Origin of the sequence: Gluconobacter sp. P1D12_c, assembly GCF_018812105.1 — a bacterium.
Lineage (GTDB): Bacteria > Pseudomonadota > Alphaproteobacteria > Acetobacterales > Acetobacteraceae > Gluconobacter > Gluconobacter oxydans_A.
Window position 1 is genome coordinate 1 of record NZ_JACSIQ010000015.1, and the last position, 20,405, is coordinate 20,405.

The 20,405-nt window shown below is 55.9% G+C and carries 20 protein-coding genes and 1 tRNA gene; 7 read left to right on the top strand and 14 right to left on the bottom strand.

The annotated features are described in order from the left end of the window. The first annotated feature begins 72 nt into the window (after positions 1-72). Positions 73-149 (top strand) — tRNA-Met (locus tag KP705_RS13540). Here KP705_RS13540 and KP705_RS13545 read toward each other — a convergent pair. Beyond that, positions 106-1,770, bottom strand: a complete 1,665-nt coding sequence (locus KP705_RS13545) for a recombinase family protein (RefSeq protein WP_215764659.1) — start codon at positions 1,768-1,770, stop codon at positions 106-108. The two genes, KP705_RS13540 and KP705_RS13545, sit on opposite strands and share 44 nt — an antisense overlap. On the opposite strand from KP705_RS13545, the gene KP705_RS13550 reads away from it, so the two are divergent. Next, positions 1,769-1,996, top strand: coding sequence for a hypothetical protein (locus tag KP705_RS13550; protein ID WP_215764637.1), 228 nt, complete (start codon positions 1,769-1,771; stop codon positions 1,994-1,996). The genes KP705_RS13545 and KP705_RS13550 overlap by 2 nt on opposite strands. On the opposite strand, the gene KP705_RS13555 is transcribed toward KP705_RS13550, so the two are convergent. From KP705_RS13555 to KP705_RS13585, 7 genes are all read right to left on the bottom strand, one after another. Then, positions 1,988-2,449, bottom strand: a complete 462-nt coding sequence (locus KP705_RS13555; RefSeq protein ID WP_215764638.1) for a hypothetical protein — start codon at positions 2,447-2,449, stop codon at positions 1,988-1,990. The two genes, KP705_RS13550 and KP705_RS13555, sit on opposite strands and share 9 nt — an antisense overlap. Before the next feature lie 85 nt (positions 2,450-2,534). Beyond that, positions 2,535-3,932: a hypothetical protein gene (locus tag KP705_RS13560; RefSeq protein ID WP_215764639.1), complete on the bottom strand. Its 1,398-nt coding sequence runs from the start codon at positions 3,930-3,932 to the stop codon at positions 2,535-2,537. A 70-nt stretch (positions 3,933-4,002) separates the two neighbouring features. Then, entirely contained in the window at positions 4,003-8,052 is a 4,050-nt protein-coding gene (mobF, locus tag KP705_RS13565) for a MobF family relaxase (protein WP_215764640.1), read from the bottom strand. Continuing rightward, positions 8,052-8,345, bottom strand: coding sequence for a hypothetical protein (locus tag KP705_RS13570; RefSeq protein WP_215764641.1), 294 nt, complete (start codon positions 8,343-8,345; stop codon positions 8,052-8,054). The genes mobF and KP705_RS13570 overlap by 1 nt, the downstream gene beginning before the upstream one ends. A gap of 31 nt (positions 8,346-8,376) precedes the next feature. Then, complete coding sequence (locus tag KP705_RS13575) at positions 8,377-9,111, bottom strand: hypothetical protein (RefSeq protein ID WP_215764642.1); 735 nt, start codon at positions 9,109-9,111, stop codon at positions 8,377-8,379. A 37-nt stretch (positions 9,112-9,148) separates the two neighbouring features. Beyond that, positions 9,149-9,967 (bottom strand): hypothetical protein, encoded by an 819-nt coding sequence (locus KP705_RS13580; RefSeq protein ID WP_215764643.1) that lies wholly within the window; start codon positions 9,965-9,967, stop codon positions 9,149-9,151. A 291-nt stretch (positions 9,968-10,258) separates the two neighbouring features. Beyond that, positions 10,259-10,735, bottom strand: coding sequence for a hypothetical protein (locus tag KP705_RS13585; RefSeq protein WP_215764644.1), 477 nt, complete (start codon positions 10,733-10,735; stop codon positions 10,259-10,261). A 753-nt stretch (positions 10,736-11,488) separates the two neighbouring features. On the opposite strand from KP705_RS13585, the gene KP705_RS13590 reads away from it, so the two are divergent. The 3 genes from KP705_RS13590 to KP705_RS13600 all read left to right on the top strand — a co-directional run bounded on the left by KP705_RS13590 (position 11,489) and on the right by KP705_RS13600 (position 13,265). After that, positions 11,489-12,133: a hypothetical protein gene (locus tag KP705_RS13590; protein WP_215764645.1), complete on the top strand. Its 645-nt coding sequence runs from the start codon at positions 11,489-11,491 to the stop codon at positions 12,131-12,133. Then, a complete protein-coding gene (locus KP705_RS13595) occupies positions 12,130-12,825 on the top strand; it encodes a hypothetical protein (RefSeq protein WP_215764646.1) in 696 nt (231 codons plus the stop codon). Before KP705_RS13590 ends, KP705_RS13595 begins: the two co-directional genes overlap by 4 nt. 206 nt (positions 12,826-13,031) lie before the next feature. Continuing rightward, a complete protein-coding gene (locus KP705_RS13600; protein ID WP_215764647.1) occupies positions 13,032-13,265 on the top strand; it encodes a hypothetical protein in 234 nt (77 codons plus the stop codon). An 86-nt stretch (positions 13,266-13,351) separates the two neighbouring features. Here KP705_RS13600 and KP705_RS13605 read toward each other — a convergent pair whose 3' ends face one another. The 4 genes from KP705_RS13605 to KP705_RS13620 form a co-directional block, all read right to left on the bottom strand. Beyond that, a complete protein-coding gene (locus tag KP705_RS13605; RefSeq protein ID WP_252348398.1) occupies positions 13,352-16,879 on the bottom strand; it encodes a Hint domain-containing protein in 3,528 nt (1,175 codons plus the stop codon). Between the two features lie 89 nt (positions 16,880-16,968). Further along, complete coding sequence (locus KP705_RS13610) at positions 16,969-17,292, bottom strand: hypothetical protein (RefSeq protein WP_215764649.1); 324 nt, start codon at positions 17,290-17,292, stop codon at positions 16,969-16,971. 175 nt (positions 17,293-17,467) lie between these two features. Next, positions 17,468-18,007, bottom strand: a complete 540-nt coding sequence (locus KP705_RS13615) for a hypothetical protein (RefSeq protein WP_215764650.1) — start codon at positions 18,005-18,007, stop codon at positions 17,468-17,470. Between the two features lie 242 nt (positions 18,008-18,249). Further along, positions 18,250-18,936, bottom strand: a complete 687-nt coding sequence (locus tag KP705_RS13620; RefSeq protein ID WP_252348399.1) for a LexA family transcriptional regulator — start codon at positions 18,934-18,936, stop codon at positions 18,250-18,252. A 157-nt stretch (positions 18,937-19,093) separates the two neighbouring features. On the opposite strand from KP705_RS13620, the gene KP705_RS13625 reads away from it, so the two are divergent. After that, entirely contained in the window at positions 19,094-19,345 is a 252-nt protein-coding gene (locus tag KP705_RS13625) for a hypothetical protein (protein ID WP_215764651.1), read from the top strand. A gap of 294 nt (positions 19,346-19,639) precedes the next feature. On the opposite strand, the gene KP705_RS20150 is transcribed toward KP705_RS13625, so the two are convergent. Beyond that, positions 19,640-19,786 (bottom strand): hypothetical protein, encoded by a 147-nt coding sequence (locus KP705_RS20150; protein WP_252348400.1) that lies wholly within the window; start codon positions 19,784-19,786, stop codon positions 19,640-19,642. Here KP705_RS20150 and KP705_RS21425 point away from each other — a divergent pair. Further along, positions 19,754-19,984, top strand: coding sequence for a DCL family protein (locus tag KP705_RS21425; protein WP_374195569.1), 231 nt, complete (start codon positions 19,754-19,756; stop codon positions 19,982-19,984). The two genes, KP705_RS20150 and KP705_RS21425, sit on opposite strands and share 33 nt — an antisense overlap. Here the strand turns inward: KP705_RS21425 and KP705_RS13635 are convergent. After that, complete coding sequence (locus KP705_RS13635; RefSeq protein ID WP_215764652.1) at positions 19,951-20,103, bottom strand: hypothetical protein; 153 nt, start codon at positions 20,101-20,103, stop codon at positions 19,951-19,953. The genes KP705_RS21425 and KP705_RS13635 overlap by 34 nt on opposite strands. Positions 20,104-20,405: the final 302 nt, after the last annotated feature.

Here is a 20,405-nt window from a genome sequence, read left to right on the forward strand (position 1 = left end):
CGGAAAAGTCGGTCGCCGCCAGGTCCCCTAGCCCACTCACAAAAACCCCCACACCAACATCACATATACCACCGCGGGGTGGAGCAGCCCGGTAGCTCGTCAGGCTCATAACCTGAAGGCCGCAGGTTCAAATCCTGCCCCCGCAACCAATGTACCCTGCACTAAGAACTTCTCTAGAACGCCAGCATCCGGGTGACGCATGGCGTTTTTCCTGTTTGATGCAAATCCCAGCATCGCTGCCAGATCACCCTCAAGAAAAATCCCAAGCTCCCCATTCTCCGGAATGAGGCGGATCCGTGTGATCAGAGAACGGATCGCTTCTACCGTCCGTGTTCTGCTGACTTCGTTTTGAAGACTATCGTGGAGCGTCGCGATCTTCTGGCGATACAGTTCGGCCATGTTGGGATGCAGCAGAGGTGGTGGGGAAGGGACGTTGGCCAGCCGTCCCTCAATCTCCGCTTTGCGAGCTTCGAGTTGCTCCATACGTGTCTTGAGAGCAGGGCTGGCAAAACCGTCGAGGATTGCCTGCACGGCCTTGTCCAGTTCACGATTGATTTTGGGGAGCTCGGACTTCAGAGCGACCAGATCGGCCCCTTTCTCCATCCGCAGACGGTTTATCTCGCGCGTGAACTCGTCGCAGAATTCCTTAAAGAGGGCGGGATCCATCATCTGGGTCCGCAGTCCGTTGAGCACGGATTTTTCCAGCACGTCCCGTCGGATCGTCAGGCGGTTCTCGCAGGTGCCTTTGTTGCGGGCGGTTGAGCAGCCGAGGTGATGTTGTGAGATCATCGAAAAGCCACCGCCACAACAGCCGCATTTGATGAGGCCTGTCAGAAGATGGGTCGGACGTTGCAGGGCGTTGAGGGGGTGTGTGCCGGTGCCGCGGGATTTCTGCGACCAGGTCGTTTTACTCTGACGGGCTTTGACCGCATCCCAGAGATCCTGCCCGATAATCCGCAGATCAGGCACGTTCTGAAGAACCCATTCCGATTCAGGATTGAGGCGGGAGACGCGCTTCCCGGTGCTCGGGTCCTTGATGTAGCGCAGGCGGTTCCAGACCAGTCGGCCGATATAGAGTTCGTTGTTGAGGATACCGGTGCCACGTTCCCGGTTGCCATTGATCGTTGACGGGCTCCAGGCCCCGGACAGGGGGCCGCGATGGCCTTCGGCATTCAGAGACAGGGCAATGGCCTTGGGTGATTTGCCGTCGGCATAGTCCCGAAAGATCCGACGGACGATCTGGGCCTGCTCGTCATTGATAGCGCGCTCTCCGCAAATCGTTTCGCCATGACTGTCGCGCTGTTTGACAACATCATACCCGTAGCACAGCCCGCCACCGGATTTGCCCAGTTCGACGCGGCCACGCAGACCACGACGGGTCTTGTTGGCCAGTTCCTTGAGGTAGAGCGCATTCATCGTGCCGGTCAGGCCGATATGGAGATGATTGATCTCACCCTCTGAAAGCGTGACGATCTTTACCCCTGCAAAGCTCATGCGTTTGAACAGACCGGCAATATCTTCCTGATCGCGGGACAGGCGGTCCATGGCTTCTGTCAGGAGGATCTGGAAGCGACCCGAATTGGCATCTGCGATGAGTTCCTGGATACCAGGACGGATCAAGGACGCTCCTGAAATGGCCCGGTCAGAATAGCTGTCGATAATCGTCCAGCCCTGTGTGTCAGCATAATCCCGGCACGCCCGGAGTTGATCCTCGATGGAGGCATCCCGCTGGTTGTCCGAGGAATAACGCGCATAAAGGACAACTTTCATGGCGGTCTGTCTCCTGGTGATGTGGCGCCTGTCTGGGCATTTTGCTGACGTAACTGATCTGATTCAAACCACTCTCGTGCTGCACTCTGCGCAAGAAGGCGCACAACTGCACGAAGGTGGTTCTCTGCACTTGAAGGGCTGTTTCTGTCTGGCTTTAAAGGCTTTAAAGCGAGCGAACGGTCTGGACTGGCGGGCCGTTCAGCCGGATGCTTCGGGCTCATGGTGAATCACCTGAAGCGCTCCCGCAAGAGTCGTTTGTGCACAGCACAACGGTTTTTTGCTGAAGGGACACCAGCAGCAGGTCGACCACGACCAGTCTTGCAGTCCCGATTTTGATGGTGGTGATGTGACGTTGTTTAGCAAGGCAGTAGGCGGTGCTGCGGGAAAAGTGAAAATGTCTTTCAACGTGGCTCATATGAAGGAGCGCAGGTAAGTCATGATATTGCGTTAGCAGCGTGCCCAGATTAGGAACGTCGGTCTCATTGCGTGCGGCGGCACGGATTTTGCGCTTGATCATCTCTCGAACAGAGGCTGTGACAATACCGGCTTTTCCGAGACGCGCGATCTGGATGTCTCCCTGCCGTGCCAGCCGGGTGGCTGTTGCGGCACTGAAGCCGAAATAAATCGGACACTCTTTGAGTGGGACGATCTGGGGGAAATCTCTACTGTGACTCTGCATAATGCCTCCTCGCTTTCGGAGGGCACTCTGCGCAGATCTGAGACTTGCGATGGAATCCGCATTTTAGCGGATTCTGACAGACAGCCTATAGTGGTTTCTGATTTGTATCCTCGTAGCTCCGTAGAGCGTTAACAATTGCGTTCGGCAAAGGGAGAAGAATCATAGCCGGGAGTGACGTTTGAAGTAGTTCTTCCGAAGGCTGCTTTTTAAGCGTCAAAACAGGCCTGGGGCGTTTCTTGAGGTGTAGGAGTTCCTGTGCGTAAAGACCTTGTACTCTGTAATATTTTTTGAGTAATGGTTCCCGAAGGAATGCCTGCCCCTCTGATATGTTAATGACACGATGAGTGTCTACGATCTTGGCGGGATGAAAGTCGCTCTCAAGTCTAATGATCTGTTGTGGCGAAAGCAGTGCCTTTGATCCTGCGTGCGCATTTTTACGCGTTAAATGCAGCTGAAAGCGCAATGCGTAAATGATTGTCGCTTTTGTTAAGAGCTCGTCGTCGGGGTCGTCCATAAAACTGAAGCCAGCGCGGTATCCTCTTAAAAGGTCTTCTGGTCCCGATTGGTAAGACGGCCATCGACTGTCCAGGAGGTTTTTTGAGATGTATGGATGACTGGAGATGACACTCATCGCGCCCAGAATATGGGCAACTGGGAGAAAGTACTGCTTGAGCGCCATGAATTGGGTGCGGCCGGTATTATAAGTGACACGCTTTTTAAACGGTGTACGTGCGTCCGTAAGGCCGCCTTTCCATAAAAGGGGGGCACTCCCGTCCATCAGGTAATCGGCCGGATCGCGGCCTCGGGAGATTTCACCGGCGGCGTAACCAAAAACATGAGCAAGACGTTCCCAGGATAGGGGAATAGCATCGTGGTGCAGGCTTTGTCGCAGCGCAATCTGCATGGCCAGCCCAATAATGGCGCGTCCTTCTTCAATGACGCTCGCTCGCATGGCGGCATAGTCGTGGAACGCGTAAGCTGGATCAGAATGGCCGAGTTTTCTTTGAAGGCGACCCGTTCTGACCTGAGAAGCCCATAGGTCTCTCTCCTTCCGATATAAAAGAATGTCGTCCAGTTTCTCCTGTGTGACCTTGTTTGGGAGAAGACATGTGGGCCATTCCTGATCGATCTGCTGTTCGAGGTCTTTGGATGTTTTAAAGTCAAAGCCATCGATAAATTCGAGAAAACCACTACCTGAACTTCTGAGGCCAGACATTTGGTTTCTTTGAAACCAGGCCTCATTCATAAGGTGAAGATTGATGTAATCGTAAACGCGTTTGTATCGTGCCTCAGGATTGAAATAAAATTTGTCAGCACTCAGCTTCTGTTTTTTGAAGAGATCCAGACGTCGGCTCCGTTCTGTCGCAAGAAGGACGGCCTGTAATTTGAAATTAAGACGGGAAAAAGGAGTTTTTAAAGGTAAGGTAATTCTTTTATAGGCTGGCCCAATGCTCGAAGGACCTTTTTGTCTGACCATAATCATATCCTCCTGATCTGGATAGATGGGTCATATGACCCCCATTCTCGCAACGGAGGCAATTTTTTTGATGAGATCAGTCCCATTCAACGTTGTTTCCTTGACGAAAACTACGCTTTGACTTCTGTCGGGAACCGGGCTCTCGCGTTATCTCTTTTGATGATCTTGGAGCCATGGACGGTGTGATGGATTTGGCGAGGAGCAATCGCCAACAGACACTGGTAGTTGTGTCAAGATTAAACGCCGCAAGGCCTGACACGAGGCTTTGTCGTGTCAGCCGCAGGCGACGACGCTCGTCGGCGGGACCCCGGTCATTTCGAATGTCCATCTCGGTGAGATCACGGAGGAGGTTGTCAAAGACGCTCCTAGAGTCCGCAAGCGTATGAGACGGAAGCAGGATCTCCAATGTCTCTACGGCCGTCTCATCAGGAGTGTTTTTTTGAAAGCCAGCTACCCGGAAAAGCCAATCGACGTGTCGCGTCGCTGCACGAACGCCACAGGGATCTTCTCTGCGGGCATCCTGTCGACGCTGTATCGTGCGGTTATGGAATTCCGCCGCACGCGCCATGTCGATGTGACCATAACGAAGAAGCTCTTCTCTGGCCTCTCCCGTAAAATAATCCTCCGAACCCCAGCTGGGAATTTCTGCTGGAGTGAGAGGACGTTCGATCCGGCGCCACAGCCGGATTTGATCTGCCGTTAATCTGCTGCGGACTTTACGAGCCGTTCTGCAGAGGCGGCGATGCTGAAGAAGGTTTCTGACATGGCGTCTTACTGTAGAGAAAACATGACGAATGGCTTGCGACAACAGCAAGACCAAATCAGTCGTTGGGACACCCAGTTTCGCTGTTGATGCTTTTGCCTCGGGTGGGGGTCTTCTCTCGGACGATTGAGAAAGCCGTTCAAGAGCCTCCCTGGCGAGGTGGTTTTGTTGGTGCCGATTTCGTAATGATATGAGCGAGGGCGGTTCTCCTTTCATGTCCTGACGGTGCTCCAGAGAGAGACGTGCTTTCTGAAAATCTCGGAGAGTCTGCCTTTGGGCGCCCCGAGCCTGTTCAAGCAGGGCAAGGGCCGACAGGCGTTGATCGCGTCGCATCATGTTGCGGGCCATGTTCTCGAGCAGATCGGATGTGCGGATTGGACGGATGTCACCCAAAGGGCGGCGTTTGGAGATTTCTCGTCGTTCGGCGCCTTCCGAGGTGACGAGCCAGGTGGTCTGCCGATGACGGCTGCCCTGAACATAGGCGCGATGGGCATCTACGGCGCATGATCCCTGAGGCATGGCTTCAATGTGTTCCGTGCTTGTGACGCCTTGGGTGGCGTCAATCGACAAGACGTCGCCATAGCCTAGCCGAATGCGATCTTTGTCCGGATCTTTAAGCGTCGCCCAGGCGACAAAACCGTCATGACCTTGCGTATTTCGCAGCCATAAACCCTTTTTATCCGCATCGATCACCGTCAACACCGAGCCGTTGTTCCCGATGATGCCACGTTTTCCGTCATTGCGACGTGCGTTTGTGCGCGCGTAAAGTCTTACGCGATCTCCGGCAGCCAGTAGCATCGGGTAAGCCGTGCCGTGTTGGTCCACGGCATTAATTCGCGCTATATCTGAGCCAAGTTCACCAATCCGACGGCGGCGCTCGCGAATGGCAACTGCAATGCTTCGGGCGTCGGCGTTGGTCGGAGCACTGACTGTAAGGCTGAATCCTTCTTGCGCCCGCCCTTTCTCATAGCGTGAGAGCCAGAGATCGGCGACTTTTTCTACAACGTCCTGACAACTGCCAAGTGCGAGGATCAGGGTGTTGTCGTCGTATTTGCGTTGGAGCGCTTCGTGCGTTTGACCATCGCGGAACATCAGGGCGGTTGTGCGTTCTCGATCGCTCTTCTGGCGCACGCTGGTCAGAAGTTCAGAAATGGTTTCCCGACCCAGCGCTCGTTCGAGCAGATCCATGACCGGGCCTGCCTCGACCGACCCACACTGAAGTGGGTCTCCGATCAGAACCAGACGAAACCCAAAACGGCTTTGTGCACGCAGCAGGTTAAGTAATTGCTCTGTACTGAGCAGGCTCAACTCATCGAGGACAACAACCGACTCCCTATTCAAAACGACCTGTCCGGCCTTGATCTGTTTCAATAGGGGGAAGGTAGCCCTTAGATGGGAAGATTCAATTCCGGCGTCGGAAAGCGCTTCGGCCTGCCGCCATGCGACCGCCGTGCCCCACACGCTCATGCCGGAATCCCGCCAGGCATTTACAAGAGGAGCAAGGAGCGTGGTTTTGCCGGAACCGGCGACGCCAATCAGCACAGACAGTCGTCCCCCTGTCCCAAGCGCCGCCATGGCCTGATATTGAGACTGACCATGCGGGCCACTGAAATCCAGTCCGCTTTTCACGATCCCTGCGTTGATGACGTTTGGGGAAAGTTGTCCACTCTGGTCCGTGGCAGTCTGGCGGGCGAGCGCAACCAGTTCACTTTCCCGATCAACATGAAGTTGGGTTGTCAGACGCATCTGTGTGTCGCCCAACCCGTCAGGACCCGGCACCCAGATGATCTGGGTTTCGGTGCCGTGAAGGAGGATCTGCCTTTTAGAAAACAGAGACATCAGAGCATCAACATCAGAGGCAGAAGCGATCCCGCTTTGGATCAGCGCGCGTGCAGCACAGATCCGGGCATCACTTTTTTGAAGAACTGCGCTTTTTTCAAAGCGTGCTGTAAGAAGCTTGCAAGCGATATCGAATGCAGCATCGAGACGTTTCTGATCATCCTGCAGTGGCGTCTGCCGTGTTATGTTCACAAAGGGCGGCACGTGCCAGTCCAGGGCTACGGCCTGATTTTGCCAGGAAACAAAATCCGACAGGTCATCCTGTTTTGCCTGTCGGGGGTCTCCTTGCACACCCTGTTTGAGAAGAGAGATACGGCGGGATGGGCTGAGAGCATTCCAGTCGATCCCCTGTTTCTCGACATAAACACGTGCTGCCGCCGTACCGTCCATGGTGCGCTTGGAGAAGGCCTGGCGTATCTCGTCAGGAACTGCGGTCAGGCGTGCTGCCCCCGTGTCGCAATCGAGAGCCACTTCGACGCCCACTGCGCGAAGATTACGAGCCAGAAAAGCCTGGTAAAGCGCGCCAAGCTCCTTGACACGACCTGACAGGCGCTTGAGGTCAAGACCGCCAACACGCCCGCTATCGGTAACAACCACGTTGGGAACAATGACGTGTGTATGGAGTTGCGGGTCTCCATTGGTCTGGATCGTCAGACGACGGGTGAAATTTTCGCCTGAGATCGTGTCGACGTCTGGAAGGTCAATTGTCGGACGGGCCGTGAAATGGTCAAACCTCATCCAGCCGATCGCGCCGCGCTCAAATCCCAATTGCCCGGCTTTACCTTTTCGGGCTCTTCCGATTTCAACCTCGACCTGTTTCATGACGTCGTCTACGGCATCACGATGCGCCTGCAGGATCATCGCGCGTTCGGCATCGGTTTTGGCAAAGGCCCAGGCAATCGATACGGACTTATCTGCGGACCAGGTCAGATCGATATAACCGATGCGGGATTTCGAAGCAGTGACAGCATTCAGAAAATATCTTCTGTCCACCGTGGTACCGTTGAAATCCGTGCCTTGGGCTAACTGGCTGCACAAGGGGGCGTCGATGGGGTGTCCGTCAGGAACATTATAAAGTCGGAATAATCTTTTTGCGGCGTGACGCTTCTCCGCAGTTCCTGGCGTGTTGTGGTCATTAAGACTGTCCGCGATATTTTCGAGAGTTTCTCGATCGGGTAGCGAGGTGTCGGGAAGAGACAGGAGATCTGCGAGACTTTGTGTCCCGCTTTGTATCTGCTTGCCGGTAATGGGCTGGCCATCTGCCCGTAAGCCCGAGAGAAGACGGGCGATTGCGTCCCGTCCGACAGCCTGGCCCGGTGAAAATCCAAGAATGTCGAACAGACGAGGGTTCAAATTGTGACCGGCTTCCGCGGCGCAAACTGCTTCAGTTTCGGATGAAACCGCGTCACTATAGTATCGCGCCAGAGCTGCCTGTTGGGGCGAAACCGTTAACTCCAGGAGGTGATCTGCCATAAAAGATGCGGCAGAAGGTGTGGTTGCTGCCCCCGTCCGGTAGGTCAACATCAGGGGACGTCTTCTGTCAGACAATACTGGAGTTCTGATGCGAAGACATCGCCCAGTTTTTTAGGCAGTACCATGATCTGCTCGTTTAGTTTTTCCGTGTCATGACGCTGCTTCTCAAGTGTGTTGAGAACGTCGCGGATGACCTGAACGAGGTCATTCCCGTCGTTTGCGGGAACGGCCAGGGCGTCAAGTAGCGTTGTGAGTATTTTGCCATGGATGGCCTGGGTCTCCGACATGGCATGAAGGCTCAGGACAAGGCCGTCGAGTTTCGTCTCAAGAATGCTCTGCGTCATGATTGCGTCCTGCTCCGGTTGGTGTCCGGTATTATTGATCAGGGCTCTCTGATTTCGCTGGAGGAAGAAATGGCGAGGACATGCTTTGCGGGCGTTTTAGGGGAACAGGAATTCGCAAAGAGAGCCAGCATCCGGGTTGATCCGGCCTGTTATTAAAACTGAACAGAAACCGGCCATAACAATCCCGCAGCCTCGAAGAGCCGTTGAGTTGATTGAGGCGAATGATTGGTGCCCACAGTGCCAGTTCCTCAGGCCTGTCGAGAAACAACTTCTCTGCTTCATTTGCTGTCGCCCGGAAGGCAGCGATTTGCTGGTCAGCCTTGAACTGGGCGTCCTGCGATCCACTGTGAAAGCCGTGCACATTGCCCAGACCATATGCCATGCCGATAGCGATCAGTCCTGCTGAGACGATGCCCGCGATTGTTTTTGTTTCAACGAGTTTAATATTTCGGGCGAGCGCAGTCTCAGCCAGTTCTGCGATCTTATGACCAATATCGAAAACCAGTTTTTTTTGAAGAAATTCACTTTTCTGCTTCATTTGCATGGTTTCTGCTTTGGCGTAATCTGCCCTCTCCCGTAGAGCGCCTGTGATTTCCTTTTGCGTGCGTTCGAAAGTTTGATTCAGAATAAACGTCTGCTGCTGAATGGTTTTGAGTGACGCGTCGATGAGAATGATGACAGGCATTAATGGATCATCGTTGAGAATCCCCTGACGCCTTGCAAGTTCTACAAGATCGTTATCGCGCAGATTATCTTGTACGGTCATTGTCGAATTCCTTTTGACAAGGTGTCTTTTTTAGGGGTCAGGGAAGCCAGTGATTGACCTCGGCAAAAGCGCTTTCCATGTCGCGTAACCAGAGCATGACGCGCTGCCGTGTAAATCGAGAGAGTGGTGTGTGTCCTGGTTTGGATTTTTCAGCGAGAGCTTCGAAAAAGCCGATCCGTCGGCGATCAAGTTCATGCACGACAGGCAAAGCCGGCATGATGACAAGGCGGGCGCCACGATCGAGTGTTTTTTCGATGATCTTATGGTTGCGCACTGTGCGTATGAAAGCCTCGTCGCGAGGCATTGCTTTAGGAATGCAATATTCGTTGAATATCAACAGTGTTCTTGTTGGCGCAAATAGTTCGTTTTCTTCTACGGTAGCGAGATAAGCCAGGTCATCGGGATCAGGGCCTATGAGGTGTGCTGCAACAAGATCAATGCCTTCCCGGTCGAGCATGTCGACGAGCTCCAGTTCGAGACTTGCTTTCTTGACGGTCAGGTCGCCACCTCCAAAATCGATCACGAGAGACCTCTGGTCGGTTATATGCTTGTCGAGGATGTCCTCGAACCATTCCATCACACTGGCATCATCAGCGCTCTGGGGAGACAGAACGTTCTTGAAATATGACGAGAGGCTTGAATTCGTTCTGTCTGCATCTGCTATGCCGACATCTCTTCCTGCCACGAAGGCGCGTTCGATCATCCACCGTGTGAGGAGTGTTTTGCCGCGATTACCTCTCCCAAGTGGAAAGACAACACGTGGTTTCTCGGGCATGGAGCGTGCAACGATTGTATGATCGGGTTCTTCAGTAACGTTTTTGGCCATTTCAATATGACCTCCTGCTTCGGTGCTCAAGGCGGCAGGTATGCCTCGCCGCTCGCGACAAAAGTTGTTGAATGTGAAGGAGGCAGGATTTGAAAAGGCTATTAATCTTGCTTCCACCTTTTTGATTTGAATATCGAAGGTGAGAGAGCAACATTTATTTTAGGAGCAATATTTTTAATCAATATCGTTTTCAAAACAAACCATGGATATATGATTTTTTTTGAAAACACCTGGGTGTTTCAAAAGACAACAGGTTGTGTCGTATTTGCAGGAGTAGGAACGCGGTGTTGGATTTGAAGGGGTGATTTCAACTATTCGTGATCACGAGTCCGAAGACGACCTTTTTTCTATACGAGTTGGCATTGGGAGGGAGCGTTGTCGGGATCGGCTGATGGCGCGGTCAATTTCTGATGTTGCGTGAGAGGACGCAACGCGTGTTTCAGCGTCCATCCTTTCCAGATGACGTTGCGAGGCCTTGGCTTCATGAGACACTGGATCCTGCTTTGGCCTTAGGATGTGTACAATTTCGTTTTTCGGAACTGGTATTTGCGCCTTTAAGGAACGAGATTTGCACACGCGGTGCCAGGTACGTCGGACCGTCCCGACTGCCAGTTTGTTTCCCCAAGCATTTTTCAAATCGAGCTTTTGGAACACGATCATCAGCGTTGGCCAGCCCGGCTTTTTTTGAATTTCTGCCTCCAGCTCCTCGAAATGCTCATCCATAAAAAGCTCAAGAGTTTTTTTCTTGCGGCTTTTTTGTGCTTTCCGGACCAGTTCTTCGATATTCAGATCCGTCATTTTTCTGCTCCGGACTGGCATGGTTCTGGAAACATGCTGCGTGAATCGACACGATTTTTTTTTGCGATCAAGTCTAACATAAAAACACTGGGTGATCTGCAAGTCCTTTGCGATCGTGATGGTAGTGTTCATTGAAATCATTGCCTCGGCGAAAGGCGCGTAATGCACTGCGACAGCACTAAAACACGACCCGTGTTTCTCTTTCGTCTTGGTGACTGTGCTCTTTGAGATCGAAAATCCATGTGGCTCGGGAACTGAAAACCAAGCGGCTTCCGTGCAAATAAAGAGCGAAGATGACGCAAACCGGGTGCAAATGCGGCCACAATAATTCCCTACAGACCAAGGCACCCTTGGTGCAGAAGCAGTTGTCAGAAACAGACGCTGAGCAGCGCTGTTGAGTGCGAGGAAAGACGCGCGACGATGACCCGAAGGTCAGGAACAGCATACAAGCGTTTTTGCGTATCCCTTTGAGGAATGGACGAACAAACAAACGAGCTGAATGTGCGGCGGCGCGTGGATTTTTACGGTTGAGGAACTAGACGGTAAGGCTGGTGGCGATTGGTTTTTATCTGAGCTGGCAAGGGTTAGCCGCATCCAGGGATCTTTCTGAGGAGCATTGGGCATGAGATGAGGTTCATTGACCTCTCTCCCCATCAAGCGGCTTGCAGCCGGATGTCTCAGCATGGCGCCTTTACCAGGGTTTGAGCCGTGTCTGCGTCAGGGGGAGTTTCTCACGCCCAGGATTATTCTCGTATGGCCACGTTAAGTGTTCATTCCCGCTTGCCCAGAAAGCGGTCGGTCTCATCGTCCTATCATGCCACCGAAGCCGACCTGCAACTGTACCGACGCCTGACACTGGATCTCGGCGTCCCCCCGAACTCCGAAATGCTGCGCTATGTCGGACCGCAAGCCGACCACCTCGTGTTCATCGGCGAGAGCGGGACATCGGAGTGGGCGCGTTTCCTCCGCCAAATCTATACGCGTTGGCCAGACCTCCCGGTCGGTGGGCCTGTCGCAGAAGACGGTACGGTGCTGGACTCTCTGCCCGAGCGTCTGGCGTATGAGCAATTGCTGCCTCTCATGGTACGGGGCCTTCAACTCGATCTGCATCAGCCGATCAGCCCGGAAGACGGAGACTATCGCGCTGATCTGACAATCCGCTTCAAGCGCTCTGCGGCCTATCTCGAAGTGGTGGGCGCGTGTGGCTCTGACCGCATTGTCCGAAACCCTCTGGAAGAAGAATGGCTCGACCGGCTGGATCGCCGCCTGGACTTCTATGCGGAACTCGGCCTTGAGCCGAAGTGCCTCTACCTGGACCATCTGATGGATCTGGACGGGCTGCAGCAGGAATATCGCAGGGTGATCGCGTCTCTTCGCCGTGGGGAGGCACGGTCATGAACGGGGTGTCCCTTCCTGCGGCCTTTCGTCGCCGTGCACAACGGCCGGCGTCTCTGCCGCGCTGGCCCATGGGCCGGATCCGCATCGTCGATATTGTCCCCTGTGAAGCAGGTCCCCTGGTGGCCGGGCGTGACGTGATCGTGGCGTCACGGGATGGCTTTTTTGAACGTCTTGATGAGACTTCTGCGCTGAGCTGGTGGTGTGCACAGATCCGGATCGCCCGGTGCAGACTTGAGCAGACCCTGGATGATCAGGGGAGGCCAGCGCTGGTTATCAGCGACGAAGCCTTCCAGTCCGTCATGCCACGGGATGTCCCACCGCCCCTGATCATGGCGGCCTATCATGCGGCCTTTGTGAAACGTCTTCTGGGAGGGGTGTGCGACAGCCCACCACACTGGCTCTGTCTCTACCGAAACGCGCGTCTTCTGTGTCCGGAGCGGGAGAGTTATGGGCTGGCCAATCTCGCCAGCGATATCCTGCCTCGGGAGATGGACACGTTTTTCTCGACGCATGAGTTCGCCCGGCTCTGGGCTGTGCAGACCCTGGCCACGGATCTCCTGCATCGGTGCCGTCCCAACATGATGGCCGCAGTGTCAGCGGCCATTGTCCCACCGCCCGAACGCGTTGGCTGTCTGGAGGATGTGGTGGAATACGACGACATGGAGGGACTGTTCTTTCACGACTTTGACTAAGCCTACCGGCGTTTTGGCCTGCGCATCATTTGTGTGCAGGCCTTTGCGTTCTCCGTGTCTCAAATGTCCCTGAAAGTCCGGTCGGTCTCTTTGGGCAATGGGACCCAATTTCCCCATCAGGACAAAGACGGTACGTCGTTCCCAGGTCGTTTCTGACGCTCTGTGGACGCCAAACCCGTCTGGATGGGGCTGTAAGGAAAGACATCATGACACCCTCTGGATCATCCGGGCAGACATCGTTCTCAGTCGGTTTCAATCATGTGGTTGAGGCGCAGCTGCTGGTGCGGCAGGTGGTTTTGCCGTGCGTTAAACGTGCAATGGACGAGGTGTATCAGGAGGATGACACCCTCGGTCATCCACTCGAGGGCCTCACGCTTGTTCTGGAAGATACGCTGCTGCGGCTTGAGCGTGCCGTCAGCTGTTTTCAAAATCGTTCCTGAGGACAGACAGGCGCTCCGGGAGGAGCGCCTGTCTGTGTCTTTTTCTGCAGGGAGAGAGCGTCGTCTCCATCAGGTGGGAAGCGCGACTAGCCTGCGGATCGTCTCCCGGCCGCAGGCGTCACCGCAGAGCGCAAGCGCTCATCGACGCAGCTTTCGGTATGATGATCCTGAATATAGGCCTTGCCGTAACGCGCGGCTGTGGCACGAAGCCTGCGTGTTTTATGCAGCTGGATGATGCGTGCCGCGATATCCGCTCCAGTGTCCGCGATGAGTCCGGACAAGGCCTCCGGAAGATCAAGACCCTCAGCCGCCATGGACGTCATGATGCACGGTACACCGGCTGCGAGACTGTCCAGAACCTTGCCTTTGACACCCGCACCATAGCGCAGAGGAGCGACGGTCAGCCGTACGCGATCAAGCACGTCTGCCAGATCAGGAACAGCGCCGATGACCTCAACATTCGGTCCAGCAGCCAGACGTGTGATGCGGTCTGGCATCTCCGCTCCAGCAATCACGCAGGAGATGTGGGGAGCGGTTGCCCAGACCAGGGGGAGGATGGTTTCGACCAGCCAGATGGCTGCATCGATATTCGGAGCATGGGCAAAATTTCCGATGAATGCGATGCCGTGACGGTGGTAAAAACCTGGCACGCGTCCCCGTGTCGGAACGTCCCAGGGCACTTGATGAACATTGACGCCTGACAGGTCGCGGCGCAGGAGCGTGGCTTCGACGCTGGAATGCGTCAGCACGGCATCAGCCTGACGGGCGGCCGAATATTCTGCTGCCCGGACACGCAACGCCCGGGCGTAAAGCTCGGGCCTGTCTTCGTGGATGGCCTGTCGGCTGAGACGCAGGTGATGAAGATCCGCAACGCCGTAGAGGACACGGGCCCGTCGCTGATAACGGCGTACAAGGGGCAGGTAGGCGGTGGCGATCTCCTGGCGGTGAAGATACACGACGTCAAAACTGTCAGCCTGACGACGCAGAACGTCTTCGACGGACGAGACGAACGGAGGGCCAAGAACAGTGATGTCAGACACAAAAGTCTGGCCCTGGTGTGCTGAGCCATCCGCACTGACGAGCGAGACCGCATAACCCAGCCGGATCAGGGCCCGCATGTGAGACAGGATGGCCACCGAACCGGCATCCCGATGTTGATCGGGGACACGGCTGTCGATGATCAGGACACGCGGGACAGGCAATTCGGCTTTGATCAGACCGCGGCGTGCTTTGAGGTTTGTCAGTTCCGTCCGCGCGCGACCGGACTCACGCTCGGCCTGGGCCTGCTTCAGTGTCTCCGTCTGTGCAAGCAGAAAGGACAGAATATTGGCCTGTGTCTGAGCATCCTCGGCCGAGGCCACCGCCTGACGGAGCAACTGTGCCACGGCGGGATCAAACTGGTTCGCTGCCTCGATCACGACGGGTGAGGACAGGAGGTGGCCGTCGGTTTCACGGCGCACTTCGAGAGTATGACGGCGATGAGGAGGGAGCGGGGGACTGAACAGCACGTCAAAGCCGCAGAACTCTGAAGCCTGCCCCGTCTGAGCAACATCCGGGCGTCTGGCATTCGCGACGCTGCGGGATGCAAGCTGACCATTCACAATGATCTGGATGGCCACCGGTGTGGTCAGATCATCCGGAGTGCAGATCCAGCCGGAAATCCTGTCGCGTGAGGCGATATCGATCCAGCCTCGAGGGGGCAAAGCCTCTGCCGACGGTGTGGGGACCTCCTGCTGGAGGTCCAGGATCCAGGGCGTATGGCCCAGCCTTGTTTGGCTTCCCACGGGCTGTATGTCGAGGACATGGCGTTCGTTCGGGGAGAAGCCACCGGGTATGGTGATGCTGAACCCATAAGGGCCACCCACATCCGGACGAGGCTGATCCGCAATAATCTCCGCAAGCGTTATGCCGTTATCGGTGAGGCGCAGCCGCACGGGCGCGTCCGACAGAGGAGTGCGCGCCCAGCCTGTCAGCCCTGTTCGTGTGACCGTATCAAGATAGCCCTCAATGAGACCATGATCTGTATTCGGAAGCGTGCCCAGTCCCGCATGGGCGTTCAGGCGGGAGCGGATCTCCTCCAGATGCTGTCCTTCTTCCAGGCGTGGGGCGCAGTACTGGGGCAGGGACTGTGCAGCGTCCGGATACAGGGCCTGATACTCGGCGGCATTGTGGAACATGCCGCGGGAGCCATCATCGATGAAGCTTTCTGACGGCGCACCTTCCGCAAGAAGAACGTCATGGCTGTCCAGTTCGATATGGAAATAGCTGACCTCGTCCATGGCCTGCGCCTGAAGAATGCTCACGCCGTTGACGAGAAGAACAGCCGGGATCAACGTGCCTTCGAGAAACATCGCATGCAGCGGTGAGACGGACAGATCCCGTCGTGGCAGGCCGTTCCCCAGACTTCCTGACTTGAAGACCACAGGCAGAACGTCACGATTGCCTGACGCAAACCGGCCGGAATAAGATCGTCGGCCGATCCAGCGGACAGGGCGGAGGGCGCCAGACGCGGTCCGGACGAGATCACCAATGTTCAGGTCTTCAACAGAGGCCTCGCCTTCTGCCGTTGAAATCAGCGTGCCGCGGCCATAGCAGGGCGTTCCGTCTTCAAGGGTGATGAGCGTGCCTTCATTATTGTCCCCTGAGATCGTCAGGGAGGCATGGTCATAATCGCCTGTCAGTTCAATCGTTGTCGTCAGGGCTCCGGACGTGAGGATGAGAATATCCCCCGAGAGAGACGCAGAAACATCTGCGTTTTCAACGTCAATCGCGCCGCCATTCTCGATCGTTATGCCCGTCAGTGTCGCCTCTTCGGGAAGACCGGCAGCCTCTGTATTTCCAGACAGCACCAGCCAGCCTCCGTTAGCGACAGTGACATCGGTCGCAGAGGCCCCATCACCGATAATCGCCGAACCTCCCGCCTCGATCGTCCCGCCAGAGAGGATGCCTCCCGTGAGGACCGCAACGGCTCCGCCTGACTGGATGTCCGCATCCGTGAGGACGCCCTCGGGGAGTAAAATGGCGTGGGCGCCGGAGCCCAGGACGGCTCCACTTACGGGCTGATCCGTGGTGGACATGCCGGAGACAGTAACGGGGTTGGTTGATGAAAAGAAGAAAATGCCCGTCGAAACAACGTGCCCGCCCGGGGTAAGCGTTGTGTCCGTGACTGTTCCTCCCGGGGTGACAACCAGAGTTCCTCCGTCCTGAATGTCGGTTGCACTGGCCGTCCCACCAGATGCGACGGTCTCGAAAGCGCCAGAGGAGAGAATGCTGCCGATTGTGATCCCAGCGCTGACGACACTGAGGAGGGCACCGCTTTGCACATGTACGGACGAGGCAACACCGTTCTCGCTGATCACGGCCTCGGCGCCGGCGTCGATTGTACCTCCGGAGACGATGGCTGATGCTGCGTCGGTTCCGCCTGCGGCAAAAAGAAAGCCGCCTGCGCTGACAACGGTCCCAAGGGCCTGACCGCCTGCCATGACATATTCGTTGCCACCAGGCGCGAGTTGAAGATCCAAGGTGCTGGCTCCGGAACCGACATAGACGCTGTCACCATCACCGATCGTGACAGTGTTTAAAGACTGACCTGAGGACAGAAAAATATCGGACATGGAGAGCAACCTTGCATCTGGGGCGTGAAGGCGTCGTGCCTCAGGGGAGGCATGTCATCAGACGTCGTCCGACGCGGTTCAGCGCCGGATCATTGATGGACGAGGACGGGCGTGCAGTGGGGTGCTGACACTTTGGGGGGTTCTGTAAGCAGGCCTGGCGTCATGAGCGCAGAGCAGGAAAAGACACGTCCACGCACGGTTGTGGCTGTATAGGACAGTTGCTGACCGCCCAGTCCGTCGGGGCTGGTGGCCTGAACATTGCTGACTGTCAGTTCATCGGACGAGGCCAGTCCGATCATCTGTGCTGTTGCCGCCTGAAGCGGCACGATCGCGTCATTGGGCTGCATCTGTGTGCAGCCTGCCACCATCAGCAGACCAGCCAGTGCGAGGGGATATTTTGAGGGTGTGTTCATGGGCGTGTGTTCCTTTACTTATGTCCGACAGAAATGAGGAAAACCATTTCGAAACCGGATCATTTGGCTGTATGGGCGCGTTCAGGCAGCAGGCCCTGTGAAGGATCCGGCTCTGCCAATCCTTGTGTCTGGAAACTCAGGGTCTTTGAGATCTGACGGGTCGAAAAGCGTCAGGTCAGGTGTCAGGGCCTTCGGGCGGGGACGTCTGCGTCTGATCCTGCGAGATCGCCTGCACCTGTTCGTTCTCGAGATGCGTGGCCCGCCAGAGCAGGGCCGGGGCGATCAGGAGAAACACACCACCGATGGCGGGCGTGAAATAAAGCTGGAAGGTCGAAAAGAAGAAGAAAAATCCGCTTGTGGTCGTCTGGGCGGATTGCAGGAAGATGTAGATCCTGACCAGGCAAAACAGGGACAGCGCATAGCAGGCGCGATCGCAGTAATGACGTGGGACATTGAAGCTTGCCCGTACCCGGCTGAGGATGGAGGCTGCGAAGGCGGCAATCGTGATCCAGAGCAGGAAGCCAAGAACATGAAAGCCGCTGAAGCCAATCTGCTGATAGGACGCCATATCGCGTTCGACATGGCGGTGGGCACAAGGCAGAAGTCCGGCCAGAATGACACAGATCACGGAGGCGATCAGGAGGTCTTCAGGCCGCCGTGCAAAGAGCACAAGCCGCTCTTTGATCTTCTCGAAGTCGATATCTTTCTGGTCCATGACGCTCTCCGAAACAGACGTTCCGCATGCTCTCGTGAAATGGCGAAAGGGCAGGAGGAGCGTTACAGCTCGGTCAGCGGGTAGGGGAGAGAGAGGATAACGGACATGGCGGCCTCCTGAGATACCCGATAGGGCGGTGAATCTCAGGCCATAATAGGCGACGAGTCGCCTTAGTCAATGATTATTCGTATATAGAATGGTGCGATTAATCGCATAAGACGTTTCTATCTGCCTGGGCAAGCCTAACTGACCAGCGGTCCGCCTGACCAGATCACTTCCCCCAGAAGTGTCAGGGCCTGCGCTTCGTCTGGTGAGAGATCCTGCGGGGGATAGCGATCATGATCGGCGAGTGCGCGGATCCCGCCGCCCAGGCGTCGTTCAAGGCGACGGATGAGGATATTGCCCTCGACGCGTAAGGCAAAGACAGCACCGCCCTGAACGTTGACGCGGGCCGTATCGATCATGGCGAGGTCGCCCTCCCGCAGGGTGGGTGTCATGGCATCGCCCGTCACGCTGACCAGTCTTAATCTGGTCGTCTCACGTGCGACGGTTGCTTCAAGCCAGGCTTTGCTGACGCGCAGACCCTCATCGCGATCATCGATCCAGGGGATGACAGTCTGGTGGCCGCCACGCGTCGGGGCTTCAGAGGAGCATGCTACATGAGCCGCTGTGATGGGGGCATCACCAACGCCAAAAGCAAGCCAGTCCAGGGAGACGCCGCAAACCCGGGCGAGGGACGCGACAGCGGACAGCTTCATCTCACTACCGCCCATATAGTCCCGCAGGGTCGTATAGGGGACGCCTGCGGCCTTGGCGGCGTGGGTGATGCCGATGCTTTGGGCGGCTTGACGCAGGCGCTCGCCGCGCTCGCGGAGGAGGGTAAGTTGGTCATCCATAAGGGGGCGCTTTCGGGGGCGTGATCGGGCCATGCAGACATCCTGAAACAGAGATGTCTGTATTTAGGCGAAAATACGCTTGAACATATAATCGAATAAACGTATGTTTCTGCATCAAACGGTGACGCGGAGCCTCGTAGGTCATCGCGGGATGCTCGCATATCCCGACTGTTCTGTCCAAGGGGTTTTCATGACCGACGATGCGCATGGCCTGTCCCTGTCCTCTCACCGGGACCCTCGACTGGAAGAGTTGCACGCAGGGTTGCATGAGGTCGTGCGACTGGTGGAGCTCGAGCATTATCTGCTCCGCAGCAGGCTCGATGGTCTGAAAGCCGAGAGTGAGGCGGCCCATATTCTGGAAGGTGTCATTGTTCTGGGCGCCGTGCTCAATCAAAAGCTCGCGCATCTTCTGGGGATATGCCGGGAGGTCGGGTGGCTGTGAGGCTTGCGCTACGAGAGCAAAGATTTGTCGGGGGAAGGATGTGCAATCTTTGAGCGAGACAGTCTGACATTTGCTAGGCGTTGGCGCGAAAATGCATACAGATTCCGGGCGCGCGTTTTAGGGCAGGTGGTATTCAAAAAATGTCGCTTTGGAGGGGAAAGCGGAATGTCGGTTATCGGGAAGAAATGATTGAATGCTGCCATTCGCAGCCTTCACGCTCATGACAGCTATCGACCCTTCTTTGCCGCTTACGGAATGTTTCCATCCTCCGGATCGCTGAAGCGCGTGCGACTGTCAAACAGTCGCTAATGGAAAACTCAGAAGGGGGCGGAGGATCACTTCCGCGCAATCCGTGACCGCCATCCGCTCCGCACGCCGATCGACGACGCGCAGGACCACGACGACCTGCTGGCGCTCCTTGTTCGCTACGATGCCGCTCACCGCGACGAAGAGTCAAAGATCGGCTGCGGCGTAGATTATTTTAATGTGCGAATGAATTGGGGCACTGGAGGCGCCACCAAAGGCTTTTGGGTGGTGCGAACCGATGGCAGTGAGACGGACTTCAGTTTTCTGTGGGCCGTGAAGGGCACGCCCAAACCCGAGCATCAGAATTTGCCGATGCATGCCGTACGATGGTAATGGATGATTTGCACGCCGCTAGGCGGCGGTTTTTTGTCAGGCATGGCGATGAACACGGTCGCGTACCCTGCGAGATCAGCGGGCTTCTTGTCACCATCGACGAAGCACACACCGATCATGTCTATCCCACTTTCGGAGCGCTGGTCGTCTCGTTCAAAGCAGCTCGCTTTTGGCATCGCCAGTTACCGGCCGGCGTCCTGCCCCGCCCGTAGGATGGTCAGACGATGACTACCTTCGTCAATCCTGAGGTTGTTGAGGCTTTCCGAGAATTCCATCACGCAGCGCTACCCTTAGGGTGATCGCCAAAAGCGAAAATTTGAGCCGAGCCGCTGGCCAGCGCATGCCTAAGATTGCACGACCGCTCCGTATTGGGTGAAGACTGTCATAATCTGTTCAAAATGGTGCCTACCTCGCACGTTTT